Here is a 12859-nt window from a genome sequence, read left to right as displayed (position 1 = left end):
CTCGCCGCGCTTCGCGGGCTCGCCACCTCCCCCGCTGGCGCAGGGGAGGAGGATTTGACCTTCGAAGACGATGCCTTTGTCCTAAGCGCCCGGCCGCATGGGGAAACCGGTGCGGTGGTGCATTTTCTGACTCTGGAACACGGTCATATCGCCGCCCATGTGCCCGGCGGGGCCTCGCGCCGGCTCAAGCCCTATCTGCAACCGGCCAGCCGCGTGCGCCTGTCCTATCGGGCGCGCACCGCCGACCAACTGGGCTCGGCCACGCTCGAGCCCGAAGGCGACGCTACGGCTGACATTTTCGACGACCCGATGGCCCTGATCGGCGTGCAGTGCGCCTGCGTCATGACGCGGGCCGTCCTGCCTGAGCGCGAGGCCTATCCGGGGGCGTTTTATGCCTTTGAAGCGCTGATCAAGGCCTTCGGCCTGCCCGGCGTCTGGCCCTATGTCTATGTGCGCTTCGAGATGGGCCTGCTGGAAGCCGTCGGGTTTGGCCTCGACCTGTCGGTCTGTGCGGTGAGCGGCAGCCGCGACGATCTGATCTATGTCTCGCCGCGTTCGGCCCGCGCTGTCAGCCGCCGCGAAGGCGAGCCCTATAAGGATAAGCTGCTGCCTTTACCGGGATTTTTGCTGTCGTCACAAGGCGGCGTTCAGGCCGACGATCTGCGCCGCGGGCTGGACCTGACCGGCTATTTTCTGGAGCGGCATATCTTTCATCCGCTCAATCAACCCTTGCCCGAAATCCGCACGCGCCTTATCGACAGTGTACGGGATTACTGATTCCGTTTTTAAAATATACGCGAAAACATCGTTCTCCATGCTTTGGTAACGTGTTTTCACTAAGTTAGGCCGATGGGCTCGATTCGGGCGGGTAGTTTGACGGGTATGTCAGGGTATAGCGAACAGGAACTGCGGGCAGCCAACGTCAATCCGGAGACGGGTTTGGCGACGGACTACCTCAACCTGTTCAACGAAGCGATCATGCTGTTCGAAATGGGCCTCGACATGCCGGACATGGCTGAGGAGCTGATGGACTGGCGGCGTCGCGGCTATGTCGAACACTTTGAAAATTCCGGCTTTGAGCAAAAAGACGTGGTCATCGCCGCCTATAAGGCGTCGCCCGACATGGTGCGCAAACCCTTCGATGAGGCCTGCGAAAAGGCGCTTGAGGAGTTCGAGTCCGGCATCCAGATTCTGCTCAGTTCCAATCTTGAAGACGAGGCGGCGCGCGAAGATCTGGCGGCGCGTCTGGACAGCCTGAAGGCTCGGGTCGTTGAAATGGACGCTCATATTCACGGGCGGGCCGAGCGCATCGAAAACGATCTGCAAAACGCCGTGGACGCCCTGTTCTGAGCATTTAAACCCTGCTGACAGATTTTGTCATCACGCTCTGCGACGTTCCCTCCCTCAACAGGAGCGAACCATGACCCTCACAGCCACCTGCTATTGTGGCGCGACCCGCATCGACATCTTAAAAGCGCCCGAAGGCGTGCGGACCTGTAACTGCACCTACTGCCATCGCGTCGGGGCCGTATGGGCCTATTTTGCGCCAGGTGAGGTGACGATCCACAGTTCGACGCACGATCGCACCTATTCGGCCAGTGGTGGCCTCAATCAGCATCATTTCTGCGGCCATTGTGGCGGCAATACGCACGGTGACAGCCCAGACTGGGCCTCGGCCTATAATGCCGACGGAACGCCCAAAGGGGAGGCGGGCGTCGTGCCGGAACAGCGCATCGTTGCCATCAATATGCGCATGGTCGATGGCTTTGATCTGAACAGCCTGCCGGTCGAAGCGCTGGATGGCCGCAACAATTGGTGAGGGCGCCCTCCACAACCTGTTCTGCATATGTGCTTGTGCGAAAAGCGCGAAAGCCTTACGCATAAGGCATGAGCAACGATGTGATTCCTGACGAAGGCGGCCGTATCCTCAGCGAACCGATGGGCGAGGCCCTGTCGCGGCGCTATCTGGCCTATGCGCTGTCCACCATCATGCACCGCGCCCTGCCGGACGTGCGCGACGGCCTGAAGCCGGTGCACCGGCGCGTCTTGTACGCCATGCACAATATGCGGCTGAACCCGCAGGCGGCGGCGCGCAAATCGGCCAAGGTCGTCGGGGAAGTCATGGGTAACTTCCACCCGCACGGCGATCAGTCGATCTACGACGCGCTGGTGCGTATGGCGCAGTGGTTCGCCCAACGCTATCCCATGGTCGATGGGCAGGGGAATTTCGGTAATATCGACGGCGATAGTGCCGCCGCCATGCGTTACACCGAATGCAAGATGACGACGGCGGCCATGCTGCTGCTGGACGGCATCGACGAAAACGCCGTCGATTTCCGCCCGACCTATGACGGTCAGGACGAGGAGCCGGTCGTGCTGCCGGCGGCGTTCCCGAATCTGCTGGCCAATGGCGCGACGGGCATCGCCGTGGGCATGGCGACCTCCATCCCGCCGCACAATGTCGCGGAGCTGATCGACGCCTGTAAGCTGCTGATCGCCGAACCCGATACCGACACCAACGGCCTGATGGCCATTATTCCGGGGCCCGACTTTCCGACCGGCGGCATCTGCGTCGAACGCCGCGAAGCCATTTTTGAGGCCTATGAGACGGGGCGCGGCAGCGTGCGGGTGCGTGCCCGCTATGAGGTTGAGGATCTGGGGCGCGGGGCCTGGCGTATCCTTGTTTCTGAAATCCCGTATCAGGTGCAGAAGTCGCGGCTGATCGAGCAACTGGCCGACCTGATCGAGGCCAAGAAGGCCCCGCTGCTGGGCGATGTGCGCGACGAATCCGATGAAGAGGTGCGCCTGATCCTTGAGCCCAAGACGCGCAATATCGACCCCGAAGTGCTGATGGAAAGCCTGTTCAAGATCTCCGATCTGGAAACGCGCTTTGCCTTCAACATGAACGTGCTGGACAAGACCGGCACGCCGCGCGTCATGGGTCTGAAGACCATCCTGACCTCCTTCCTTGACCACCGCCGCGAAGTGCTGATCCGGCAGTCGCAATGGCGTCTGGACAAGATCGAGAAGCGTCTGCACGTCCTCGACGGCCTGATGATCGCCTTCCTCAATCTGGATGAGGTGATCCGCATTATCCGTGAGGACGAGACGCCGAAACAGACCCTGATGGCGCGCTTCGAACTGACCGAGGTGCAGGTCGATTACATTCTTGATACGCGGCTGCGGCAACTGGCGCGGCTGGAAGAAATGGCCATCAAGGGCGAGCACGACAAGCTGTCGAAGGAACGCGACGGCCTGTTGTCGCTGCTGGGCTCCGAAAAGAAGCAGTGGAAGCGGATCGACGAACAACTGACCGAGGTGCGCAAGCAACTTCTGTCGGCGCGCCGGACCACCTTTGCCGAAGCGCCGCAGGGCGTCGAGGTGGCGGCCATCGAATCGTACCTGCCCAAGGAGGCCCTGACCGTTATCCTGTCCGAGCGCGGCTGGATTCGCGCCACCAAGGGCCGCGTCGATGATCCGTCGGAGCTGAAGTTCAAGGAAGGCGACAATCTCGGCTTCCTGGTGCCCGGCTACAATACCGACAAGCTGCTGATCATGACCTCAGACGGCCGCTTCTTTACGCTCGGCTGCGACAAGCTGCCGTCCGGTCGCGGGCACGGTGAACCGCTCCAACTGATGCTGGAGATGGAAGAAAACACCCGTATCGTCAACGTCTTCATGTTCACGCCGGGGGCTAAGCGCCTGATGGTGTCGAAGAACGGCTATGGCTTCGTGATGAACGAAGAGGACGCCGTCGGCAACAAGAAGGCCGGCAAGTCGGTGCTAAATGCGGATGGCACCGAGGCCTTTGTGGCTTTGCCGGTGACGGGCGACCACGTGGTTATTCTGGGTGAAAACAACAAGGTGCTGGTCTATCCCGTCAGCGAGTTGCCGGAAATGGCGCGCGGCAAGGGCGTCAAGCTGCAAGGCTATAAGGACGGCGGCGTGAAGGACATCGCCATCTTCGATCAGGCCGGGCCGGTGCAGTGGTACGACGGATCGGGCAAGGCGCGCGACTTCAAGGACTGGAAAGACTTTGTGGGCAAGCGCGCCAGCGTCGGCAAGATGGCCCCGCGCGGCCTGCGCAAGCTGCGTCCGGCATAAGGCTTTACGGAACCACAGATTACACAGATTCCACAGATTGGGACGCGCCCCGGCGCGTCTCTTTTTTGTCAGGCCCGGTTATGCCGCTCAGATTGTCGGGTTTTGCAGGCACAGTGTGTGGCGGAAAGCCTCGTAGTCACTGCGCACGTCATCTGTGCAATCTGTGTAATCTGTGGTTCTCTCTTTCTACCCTAAAAAACGTCCAGCCACGCAAACGATTTTCCACTTGCGCCCTTATCCGCCTTTCGGTGCATATGCCGCATGCGTAAGATTTTTGGCTTTCACGACACTTCCGAAACCCTCAGTGCCATGCTGACCCATACGGTGGGGCGCATTGAGGGTAAGCACACAACACTACGGGAACTGATCGACATGATGGGCGAGCAGGGTCTGCTGCTGCTCTGCGTGTTGCTGTGCCTGCCGTTTTTGATCCCTGTGTCGGTGCCGGGCATTTCCATTCCGTTCAGCGCCGCCATCATCCTCATTGCCGTGGCTATTCTTTTCAACCGCCTGCCGTGGCTGCCGGAAAAGATACTGGACCGTGAGATCGAGACGGCGAAGCTGGTGCCGGTGCTGCAACGCGGGGTTGGCGTGGTGTCGAAGATCGACCGTTTCGTCAAGCCCCGCCTTTTGAGGCTGACCAGCGGCGCAGTGTCGAACCGCGTTAATGCGCTGGTCCTCATCTATGCGGCGGTGATCATGATGCTGCCGCTGGGGATTATTCCCTTTTCCAACACCCTGCCGGCGGTGGCGATTCTGCTGACGGCGGTCGGCATGATCCAGCGTGATGGCCTGTTTGTGCTGCTGGGGCAGGTGTTTGCACTGGCGGCCACGCTGTATGTCGGCGGGATTATTTATGGCGCTTTTGCCGCCGGGCGCGGACTGAACTCAGTCTTCAGTTAAATCCGGGTCGATCTCGGTCCAGCCGAAATCGGTCAGCGCCTCCAGCGGGCGATAACGCGCCTTATAGTCCATCTTGGGCGAGCCCTTCACCCAGTAGCCGAGATAGACATAGGCATAACCCGCGCGTTGTGCCTGATCTATGTGGTCCAGAATGACGAAGCGGCCCAGCGAGCGGTTCATCAGGTCCGGGTCGTAGAAGCTATAGACCAGTGACAGGCCGTCATTGAGCGCATCTACCAGTACGCAGCCGATCAGTTGCCCCTCCAGCCGGTATTCGATGATGTGGGTGCGCACCAGCGTGTCTTCGACCATGGCCACCAGATCGGGCCAGGTCATGTCCATCATGCCGCCGTCGGGGTGGCGCGCCTTCAGATATTTTTGAAGCAGATCATACTGTTCGCGCGTCGCTTCGGCCTCACGGAAATGCCGCGTCAGCCCTGCATTGCGTTTCAGGATGCGTTTGTCCGTTCGGTTGTGCTGATAGCCGTGTACGGGGATGCGCACCGACTGACAGGCGCGACAGGCCGGGCAAGCTGGACGGTAGGCGATGTTCTGAGAACGGCGGAAGCCGATGGCCGAGAGCTGATCATTGACATTGATGGCTTCGAGGGGGGGGAGGTGCACAAACACCTTCCGTTCCTCCTGACCTTCCAGATACGGGCAAGGGCCAGGGATGGTCAGATAGTATCTGAGCTTTCGTCCCGGAAAATGCTCGCTCATGGGGTGATGCCTGATGATCCTGTCATCCCATCAGACCCCATTTTTCCGTCAAAGAGAAGGGTTTTCTGGGAGAACGGGCGCTTCGCGTAGCAAAATAATCGCAATGCGGCGATTGCCAGCCAGAGTCGGGTCGTCCGGATACAGAGGTTCCTTCGCCGCCTTGCCTGAAACCTGCGCCACGCGGTCCTGATCGACACCGGCCCCCTGCAACACCTGACGCGAGGCATCGGCGCGATCAGCCGACAGTTTCCAGTCCTTATCCGACTGCCCCATGCCGGGGGTGCCGGTCGTGTGCCCGGTGATCGAGATGCGGTTGGGCAACTGATTGACGACCTTGGCCACGGCGCGCAGCAACAGGCGGGCGCGTTCATTGGGCTGGGTAGAGTTGGCATTGAACATGGCGCGCCCTTCCTGATCGATCAGTTGGATGCGCAACCCTTCTGGCGTCTGGTCGACAAGGATGTTTTTCGACAATTCGGCCAGTTCGGGCATGTCCTGAAGCGCCTGACGCAGCGATTCGGCGGCCGAGCGGAACGAAGCCTCCTCGCGCTTTTGCAACTCTTCGCGCAGTTCCTCTTCCGGCGTCTGCGACAGGTCGGCGGCATTTTTGGCGGTGCCGTCACGATCCTGCACGTCCGGGGCTTCCGGGGCCATATGCTCGATAAAGGCCATCGAGCCTTCCTGCTTGACGCCGTCATGGCCAATGGCGGTCCCGGCCAGAATGCCGCCTGAGCCGGAAGTCGTCTGAGACACGCTGGCCGGGGCGAAATAGTCGGCCACGCCCTTTTTCTGTTCAGGGGAGGTGGTGTTGATCAGCCACATCAGCAGGAAGAAGGCCATCATGGCGGTCACGAAGTCGGCATAGGCAACCTTCCACGCGCCGCCGTGGTGTCCGCCGCCGACGACCTTCTTGACTTTCTTGATGACAATGGGGGCGTCGCGACTGGCCATACGAACTCCGGAACTTCATCAATCTATCGGTCATTAATCTTAACAGGCGGTTGAGGCCGTCAGCGGTTTTGAGGCGGTTTCAGCGATTGACCCCCGCAGGCTTTTGGGGTCAAAGGAGGGGGTATTCCTGTTGCCATGAGGTTCCGTTGAGCGACCCTGATCGTCTGGCCTATCGTCACGCCCTGGGCACCTTTGCCACCGGCGTGGCTGTCGTCACCATTCCCGTGGTGGACCGTGAAGGCCACCCGTGCGTCATGGGGCTGACCATCAACTCGTTCGCCTCTGTGTCGCTTGAGCCGAAGCTGATTCTGTGGTCGCTGGACCTTAAGTCTGAGCGCTATGCCCTGTTTGCCGAGGCGCAGAGTTTTGGCATCAATATCCTCAACGCAGCGCAGCGTGATCTGTCTGACCGCTTTTTCCGTGAAAACCCCTATTGCCGCGAAGCCGACGACCTGTCGTTTGCCGACGAACCGCTGCGTTTGAAAGGGGCGCTGTCCTGGCTGAAATGCCGTCAGTACCAGACACAGGTGCTGGGGGATCATCTGATGATTGTCGGTGAGGTCGAAGCCTTCGATCAGTCCGAAACCCATTTTGGCGAACACGGCCTGACCTATTTCCGTGGCCGCTATGGCCAGACCCACCCTTTACCGGTTTGAGGCATTCCATGCGTATCGTATTTGCAGGTCTGGGCGTCATGGGCGCCCCCATGGCCGGTCATCTGTTGAAGGCCGGTTTCGAGGTCGTGGGCTTCAACCGTTCGGTGGATAAGGCGATGGCGTGGGGGGAGGCGCACCGCGCGGCCTTTGCCACCGACTTTGAAGAGGCCGTGGAAAATGCCGAGGTGCTGGTCCTGTGCGTCGGGCGCGATGATGATGTGCGCGATCTGGTGACGCGGGCGGCGGAGCGCATGGCGGTGGGCAGTCTGATCGTTGACCACACGACGACTTCGGCCCGACTGGCGCGTGAGCTTTCGGTCCTATGTGCCGGGAAAGGTTTGCATTTTGCCGATGCGCCGGTGTCCGGCGGACAAGCGGGTGCCGTCAATGGCGCCTTGTCGGTCATGGTCGGGTGCGAAGACTCGCAACTGGCCCGCGTGCGCGCGGTGACCCTGCCCTATACCAAGTCTTTGACCCGGATCGGCGAGGCCGGTGCCGGCCAGACGGCCAAGATGTGCAACCAGATTGCCATTGCCGGGGCGGTGCAGGGCATTGCTGAGGCGCTGCATTTTGCCAAATGCGCCGATATTGACCCGGAACTGGTGTTTCAGGCCATCTCACAGGGCGCGGCCGGGTCGTGGCAGATGTCGAACCGCTGGGCGACCATGGCCGAGGGCAGGTACGACTTCGGCTTTGCCGTGGACTGGATGCGCAAGGATCTGGGGATTGCGCTTGATGAGGCGCGTTCAAACGGCGCGCACCTGAGCGTCGCCGCACTGGTCGATCAGTTTTATTCCGAGGTGCAGGCTATGGGCGGCCAACGCTGGGACACCTCATCGCTGCACGCGCGTCTGGAGGCGCGGCGGAAGTAAATGTTCAACTTTTCAGAGACTGGAGATAGTCCTTGAAGCCGGTTGTATATTCATCGTCAAAGCTAATTTGACTTATGTCTTCCCAATCGATTTCGACGGGGCCTTCCAAAGGCGCGGCCACAGCATCAATGCCATTCAAAATAAGGCGACGTGAAACCTGAGCAATCTCTCCGACTTCACACTCATTACCTATGTTGACGGCGATGGTTTTTTCCAAAGTTTTTAGTGCCCAACAGAGTTCTGGCAGACTATTTAAATTTATGCCATCGGGTTGTACGCCTTTGTGAATACCGAAAGAACGTAGAATGATTGAACGTCCGGTTTCAGTCGGGCTTTGTCGCCAACCGACAAGGTGACTAAGAGCAAAAACGGCAAACCCATCAGTATGCCAATCGTCAATGGTTTGGAGCAAGGCAAGCTTCTCCGTCAACGCAATGACATAACCTTCATATTGACTATAATCATCGAGATGATCGGTTATGAGTTTGACGCAGTCGGTGGACGCTAAGGCTACATTGAGGGTTTTGACCGGATACTCGTAATCGTTATCGCTCATCGCGCTAACTTCTCCGACACGTATTTTGCAAAATACGTCAAAACGCCCGACGCGCCGGCGCGTTTGAAGGCGAGCAGCGTTTCGAACACGCCCTTGTCGTGGTCCATGAAGCCGGCATTCACCGCCGCCTTGATCATCGCGTATTCGCCCGACACCTGATAGACGAAGGTTGGCACCTTGAACGTTTCCGACACGCGCTGCACGATGTCAAGATAGGGCAGGCCGGGCTTGACCATCACCATGTCGGCGCCTTCCTGAAGGTCCATGGCGACTTCGCGCAGGGCCTCGTCCGTATTGGCGCTGTCCATCTGATAGGTCTTCTTGTCACCTTTTAACGCCGAGGTGCCGACCGCGTCACGGAACGGGCCGTAGAAGGCCGAGGCGTATTTGGCGGCGTAGGACAGGATCAGCTTATCGGTCAGGCCCTGTGCCTCCAGCGCCTTGCGAATCTCACCGACTCGTCCGTCCATCATGTCAGAGGGGGCCAGCACATCGGCCCCGGCCTCGGCCTGCACCAGCGCCTGCCGGGTGAGAATCTCGATGGTTTTCTCGTTGTGAATCCGGCCGCCGCTAAGGATGCCGTCGTGGCCGTGCGAGGTGAAGGGATCGAGCGCCACATCGACGATCAGGCCTATTTCCGGCACGGCGGATTTGATGGCGCGGCAAGTGCGGGCGATCAGACCGTCGGGGTCATAGGCGGCCGTCGCGTCATCGTTGCGCAGCGACGGATCGATATTGGGAAACAGCGCCAGGGCCGGTATGCCCAGCGCATAGGCTTCTCTGGCTTCCTTGACGGCTTCGGCGATGCTCAGACGATCGACGCCTTCCAGCGAGCGGATGGGGTCACGCGCCACGTCCTTGTCGTGCACAAAGATCGGCCAGATCAGGTCGGAAACGCTGAGGTGGTGTTCGGCCACCAGATCACGCACCCAAGCCGATTGGCGCAGGCGGCGCGGGCGGGCCAGAGGGTAGGCACCGACGAGAGGGGGGAAGGTCATGGAGGCACCCCATTTTTTTCGCGCATTTGATTCCGAAAACCGTTGAACACTTTTCGGAATGCGCTCTAAACGCATCGCTTACCGCGGCGCGCAATTACCAGATCAACGGGGCAGGGGCTTACGCCGTTCTGAAGCGTTTGCCAATCGGCTTGTGATTATTGAGCTTCAGAACGCCGTTCACCGACGTAGCCAGAATCCATACGGTGGCCATGAAGGTCAGCAGGGCCGAAACCACATAGCCCGAAGAGACGCCGAGTATGGTCGAAACCGGGATGCTGGAAATATCGAGGTCGCTAAGATCGAGGTCGATTCGTCGCCAGTCGGAGATGTCGTATTGCGACCAGATGAGGTTAGCGAGCGTCCAGGTCAGCACGACGGTACAGATAACCGCGATAAAGGTCGCCATGCCCCATAGGGCGAAAATCGCCCAGAAGTGTTTGATCTGATAGCGAAAATGCGTCTGAACATAGGAGGTGCAGTTGCTTTTGCGCAGATAGGCCAGCGCCGCGCCGATCAGGGCCGTAATGCCCAGTGAAAACGGGCTGACGAACAACAGGCCATAGACGACATAGGCCAGATTACGCTCGTCCTCTTCGCAGACGGCGGCACTGGATTGACCGGTAAAGGCAGTATCGGCGACGGCTTTGGAAGACGAAGCGTTCATGACCGGACCTTTGCTGACGGTTGTTAGCGCACCCCATGAAACCCTATATTTGCAAAAAATTCATTATAATGCAAACACAGTTCGATTGTGCCGATAGGCGGGCTGGGAAGAGGTGCGTCATTATGCACCAGCGTCAGGGGCAGATTTGATGCGCCACAGGTCGAAACCTATGGCATATTGATACTGGCCATAAGCGGGACAACCCACTATAACGGCTATGGTCAAACAGGGCGTTGAGACCCTGACAACAACCCACCGAGGGCCCGGTTTCTTTTGTGGAAACGGGGTTGAGATAAGTACATGGATTACAACGCCGCATTCGAGGCCGCCATCGACGCCGTCCGCAAGGAGGGTCGTTACCGCGTTTTTGCCAATCTGAAGCGTCATCGCGGCGCCTTCCCGCGCGCCACCTGGCAGCGCGAAGACGGGAGCGAGCGCGACGTCACGGTCTGGTGTTCCAATGACTATCTCGGTCAGGGGCAAAACCCGGTGGTGATTGAGGCCATGCACCGCGCCATCGACGAAGCCGGTTCGGGCTCGGGCGGCACGCGCAATATCTCCGGTACGACCTGGTATCATAACGAACTTGAGGCCGAGTTGGCCGATCTGCACCACAAGGAAGCCGCTCTGGTCTTCTCGTCGGGCTATGTTGCCAACGAGGCGACCCTGACGACCCTGTACAAGATTTTGCCGGGCCTGATCATTTTTTCGGATGCGCTGAACCACGCCTCGATGATTGCGGGCATACGCAATGGCGGCGGAGCGCGTCACGTCTTCCGTCACAACGATCTGGCGCACCTCGAAGAACTGCTGGCGGCCGCCCCGGTCAATGCGCCCAAGCTCATTGCCTTTGAGTCGGTCTATTCGATGGATGGCGATATTGCCGAGATCGCCGGGACCATCGCTCTGGCCAAGAAATACAACGCCCTGACCTATATCGACGAAGTGCACGCCGTGGGCCTCTACGGAGAGCGCGGGGCCGGCGTGGCCGAACGCGACGGCGTAATGGATCAGATCGACATTATCGAAGGCACGCTCGGTAAGGCCTTTGGCATGATGGGTGGCTATATTGCCGGTAAGGCCGCCATGTGCGACGCCATCCGCCTGTGGGCTTCGGGCTTCATCTTCACCACCTCGCTGCCCCCGGCGGTGATGGCGGGCGCGGCGGCCAGCGTGCGCTGGCTGAAAGCGCACAATGAGCGCCGAGTCGCTCATCAGGAGCGCGCCCAGACCCTGATGCGCCGGTTCCGCGAACTGGGTATCCCGGTCCTGCCGTCGGTTAGCCACATCGTGCCGGTGCTGGTCGGCAATCCGGTGCATTGCAAGATGATTTCGGACATGCTGCTCAATGATTTCAACATCTATGTGCAGCCGATCAATTACCCGACCGTGCCCAAGGGCACCGAGCGTCTGCGCTTCACGCCGTCACCGGACCATGATGACGACATGATGGATGAACTGGTCAAGGCGATGGATAAGCTGTGGAGCCACTGCAATGTGGCCCGTATGCCGGCGGTGGCCTGACGTCTTGGCAGATCAGGGGTTTGGGGGTATCCTCACTCCATGAACGCCGTGTCCAGAATTGCGATCTCTGATCTGACGGTTGAGGAGCGCCTCGAACTGATCGAGGCGTTGTGGGATAGTCTTCAGGACGACGCGGGTTTGTCTCCGGCTCAGATCGAAAAACGTGATCGTCATCTGGCGATGATCGGCGGCCCTGTGCCTGCGTCACATCTCGCTGAAATCGAACGCCGCATGGAAACCTTCGAGCAAGACAAAGCGGATTCCGTGCCTTGGGACGTGTTCCGAGAGCGGCTCGCAAATAAATACGGCTTCTGACGAATGCACGACATCCGCATCGGGCCCGCCGCGCAAGCTGATGTCGAGGCTGTGTGCAGATGGTATGATAGCGAACATCCGGAGGCTGTGCAGCTCTGGCTTGAGGCGTTTGATCGGGCGCTGACAAGTATAAGAAAACATCCGCAGCGGTACGTTTTGATTGCCGAGAATATTCGACGCATTAAATTGCGGCGGCATTCGTACACGTTGTACTATCGCTTTAGCGAAAACGAGATTGAAGTTCTGGGCGTTTTTCATGATCGGCAAAGCCCCGATCGCTGGCAAAGCCGTTTCAGGGAGTAACCCATGTCCGAATTTCTCCTCGAACTTCAGCGCAACGGCGCCTATCTGAAGGTCACGGCGGTTGATCCGGTGTCGGGCGAAGAGGTGTCTACCCTGGGGCCCGCGACGGACCCGGAGGCGGTCAAGCGGCTGGCGGTGCAGAAGCTGAAAAACCGCCTCGAAGCGCTTAAGCCGCCGCCTTTGAACCGCGGGCGCGGCGGCATTATCTGCTAAACCTGAGGATCAGACGTTTTCACTTGGATTCGCTGTCTCAAAGGTTTAACAGACGCGCAATTTCGGACGATGCGCTATAT

At 59.4% G+C, this 12859-nt stretch carries 16 protein-coding genes; 11 read left to right on the top strand and 5 right to left on the bottom strand.

Features of this window, described 5'->3' with window-relative positions; translation table 11 throughout:
- Nucleotides 1–54: 54 nt before the first annotated feature.
- The 5 genes from recO (at nt 55) to EM6_RS14435 (ending at nt 5007) form a co-directional block, all read left to right on the top strand.
- Nucleotides 55–777 carry a DNA repair protein RecO gene (recO, locus tag EM6_RS14455; protein WP_126423838.1) on the top strand — a complete coding sequence of 241 codons (723 nt, stop codon included), beginning with the start codon at nt 55–57 and terminating at the stop codon, nt 775–777.
- Nucleotides 778–882: 105 nt separating this feature from the next.
- On the top strand, nt 883–1350 hold the full coding sequence (locus EM6_RS14450; protein WP_232037185.1) for a hypothetical protein: 468 nt from the start codon (nt 883–885) through the stop codon (nt 1348–1350).
- Between the two features lie 70 nt (nt 1351–1420).
- The gene (locus tag EM6_RS14445) at nt 1421–1819 is read left to right on the top strand and encodes a GFA family protein (RefSeq protein WP_126423836.1); all 399 of its coding nucleotides are present in this window, start codon (nt 1421–1423) and stop codon (nt 1817–1819) included.
- A gap of 68 nt (nt 1820–1887) precedes the next feature.
- A complete protein-coding gene (gene parC / locus EM6_RS14440) occupies nt 1888–4104 on the top strand; it encodes a DNA topoisomerase IV subunit A (protein ID WP_126423835.1) in 2217 nt (738 codons plus the stop codon).
- Between the two features lie 261 nt (nt 4105–4365).
- On the top strand, nt 4366–5007 hold the full coding sequence (locus EM6_RS14435; RefSeq protein WP_126423834.1) for an exopolysaccharide biosynthesis protein: 642 nt from the start codon (nt 4366–4368) through the stop codon (nt 5005–5007).
- Here the strand turns inward: EM6_RS14435 and EM6_RS14430 are convergent.
- Together EM6_RS14430 and EM6_RS14425 are read right to left on the bottom strand one after the other, a co-directional pair.
- Entirely contained in the window at nt 4993–5727 is a 735-nt protein-coding gene (locus EM6_RS14430; protein WP_126423833.1) for an arginyltransferase, read from the bottom strand. The two genes, EM6_RS14435 and EM6_RS14430, sit on opposite strands and share 15 nt — an antisense overlap.
- Before the next feature lie 48 nt (nt 5728–5775).
- Nucleotides 5776–6678, bottom strand: a complete 903-nt coding sequence (locus EM6_RS14425; RefSeq protein ID WP_126423832.1) for a flagellar motor protein MotB — start codon at nt 6676–6678, stop codon at nt 5776–5778.
- Between the two features lie 146 nt (nt 6679–6824).
- Between EM6_RS14425 and EM6_RS14420 the strand changes: the two genes are divergently transcribed.
- The gene (locus tag EM6_RS14420) at nt 6825–7334 is read left to right on the top strand and encodes a flavin reductase family protein (protein WP_232037136.1); all 510 of its coding nucleotides are present in this window, start codon (nt 6825–6827) and stop codon (nt 7332–7334) included.
- An 8-nt stretch (nt 7335–7342) separates the two neighbouring features.
- Nucleotides 7343–8206: an NAD(P)-dependent oxidoreductase gene (locus tag EM6_RS14415; RefSeq protein WP_126423830.1), complete on the top strand. Its 864-nt coding sequence runs from the start codon at nt 7343–7345 to the stop codon at nt 8204–8206.
- Nucleotides 8207–8210: 4 nt separating this feature from the next.
- Here EM6_RS14415 and EM6_RS14410 read toward each other — a convergent pair whose 3' ends face one another.
- From EM6_RS14410 to EM6_RS14400, 3 genes are all read right to left on the bottom strand, one after another.
- Nucleotides 8211–8762 (bottom strand): hypothetical protein, encoded by a 552-nt coding sequence (locus EM6_RS14410; RefSeq protein WP_126423829.1) that lies wholly within the window; start codon nt 8760–8762, stop codon nt 8211–8213.
- Nucleotides 8759–9760, bottom strand: coding sequence for a porphobilinogen synthase (hemB, locus tag EM6_RS14405; protein WP_126423828.1), 1002 nt, complete (start codon nt 9758–9760; stop codon nt 8759–8761). Before hemB ends, EM6_RS14410 begins: the two co-directional genes overlap by 4 nt.
- A gap of 118 nt (nt 9761–9878) precedes the next feature.
- Nucleotides 9879–10424 carry a hypothetical protein gene (locus tag EM6_RS14400; protein WP_126423827.1) on the bottom strand — a complete coding sequence of 182 codons (546 nt, stop codon included), beginning with the start codon at nt 10422–10424 and terminating at the stop codon, nt 9879–9881.
- A gap of 300 nt (nt 10425–10724) precedes the next feature.
- Between EM6_RS14400 and hemA the strand changes: the two genes are divergently transcribed.
- The 4 genes from hemA to EM6_RS14380 are packed head-to-tail and all read left to right on the top strand — an operon-like array spanning nt 10725 to nt 12779.
- The gene (gene hemA / locus EM6_RS14395) at nt 10725–11948 is read left to right on the top strand and encodes a 5-aminolevulinate synthase (RefSeq protein WP_126423826.1); all 1224 of its coding nucleotides are present in this window, start codon (nt 10725–10727) and stop codon (nt 11946–11948) included.
- Between the two features lie 39 nt (nt 11949–11987).
- Nucleotides 11988–12263 carry an addiction module protein gene (locus tag EM6_RS14390; protein ID WP_126423825.1) on the top strand — a complete coding sequence of 92 codons (276 nt, stop codon included), beginning with the start codon at nt 11988–11990 and terminating at the stop codon, nt 12261–12263.
- Nucleotides 12264–12266: 3 nt separating this feature from the next.
- Nucleotides 12267–12566 (top strand): type II toxin-antitoxin system RelE/ParE family toxin, encoded by a 300-nt coding sequence (locus EM6_RS14385; RefSeq protein WP_126423824.1) that lies wholly within the window; start codon nt 12267–12269, stop codon nt 12564–12566.
- 3 nt (nt 12567–12569) lie between these two features.
- The gene (locus EM6_RS14380) at nt 12570–12779 is read left to right on the top strand and encodes a DUF6898 family protein (RefSeq protein ID WP_126423823.1); all 210 of its coding nucleotides are present in this window, start codon (nt 12570–12572) and stop codon (nt 12777–12779) included.
- The last annotated feature ends 80 nt before the right edge of the window (nt 12780–12859 follow it).

Source organism: Asticcacaulis excentricus (assembly GCF_003966695.1).
GTDB classification, from domain to species: domain Bacteria; phylum Pseudomonadota; class Alphaproteobacteria; order Caulobacterales; family Caulobacteraceae; genus Asticcacaulis; species Asticcacaulis excentricus_A.
Note: the sequence above shows the minus strand (reverse complement) of the source record. Positions and strands in the feature narration are given on the sequence as shown.

Bases quoted from the DNA above. Each gene is read 5' to 3' on its own strand.
- EM6_RS14430 (WP_126423833.1), bottom strand. From the start codon at position 5,727: ATGAGCGAGCATTTTCCGGGACGAAAGCTCAGATACTATCTGACCATC.
- EM6_RS14385 (WP_126423824.1), top strand. From the start codon at position 12,267: ATGCACGACATCCGCATCGGGCCCGCCGCGCAAGCTGATGTCGAGGCT.
- EM6_RS14435 (WP_126423834.1), top strand. From the start codon at position 4,366: ATGCGTAAGATTTTTGGCTTTCACGACACTTCCGAAACCCTCAGTGCC.
- EM6_RS14425 (WP_126423832.1), bottom strand. From the start codon at position 6,678: ATGGCCAGTCGCGACGCCCCCATTGTCATCAAGAAAGTCAAGAAGGTC.
- EM6_RS14415 (WP_126423830.1), top strand. From the start codon at position 7,343: ATGCGTATCGTATTTGCAGGTCTGGGCGTCATGGGCGCCCCCATGGCC.
- EM6_RS14445 (WP_126423836.1), top strand. From the start codon at position 1,421: ATGACCCTCACAGCCACCTGCTATTGTGGCGCGACCCGCATCGACATC.
- hemB (WP_126423828.1), bottom strand. From the start codon at position 9,760: ATGACCTTCCCCCCTCTCGTCGGTGCCTACCCTCTGGCCCGCCCGCGC.
- EM6_RS14410 (WP_126423829.1), bottom strand. From the start codon at position 8,762: ATGAGCGATAACGATTACGAGTATCCGGTCAAAACCCTCAATGTAGCC.
- EM6_RS14400 (WP_126423827.1), bottom strand. From the start codon at position 10,424: ATGAACGCTTCGTCTTCCAAAGCCGTCGCCGATACTGCCTTTACCGGT.
- EM6_RS14450 (WP_232037185.1), top strand. From the start codon at position 883: ATGTCAGGGTATAGCGAACAGGAACTGCGGGCAGCCAACGTCAATCCG.
- parC (WP_126423835.1), top strand. From the start codon at position 1,888: ATGAGCAACGATGTGATTCCTGACGAAGGCGGCCGTATCCTCAGCGAA.
- EM6_RS14380 (WP_126423823.1), top strand. From the start codon at position 12,570: ATGTCCGAATTTCTCCTCGAACTTCAGCGCAACGGCGCCTATCTGAAG.
- hemA (WP_126423826.1), top strand. From the start codon at position 10,725: ATGGATTACAACGCCGCATTCGAGGCCGCCATCGACGCCGTCCGCAAG.
- EM6_RS14390 (WP_126423825.1), top strand. From the start codon at position 11,988: ATGAACGCCGTGTCCAGAATTGCGATCTCTGATCTGACGGTTGAGGAG.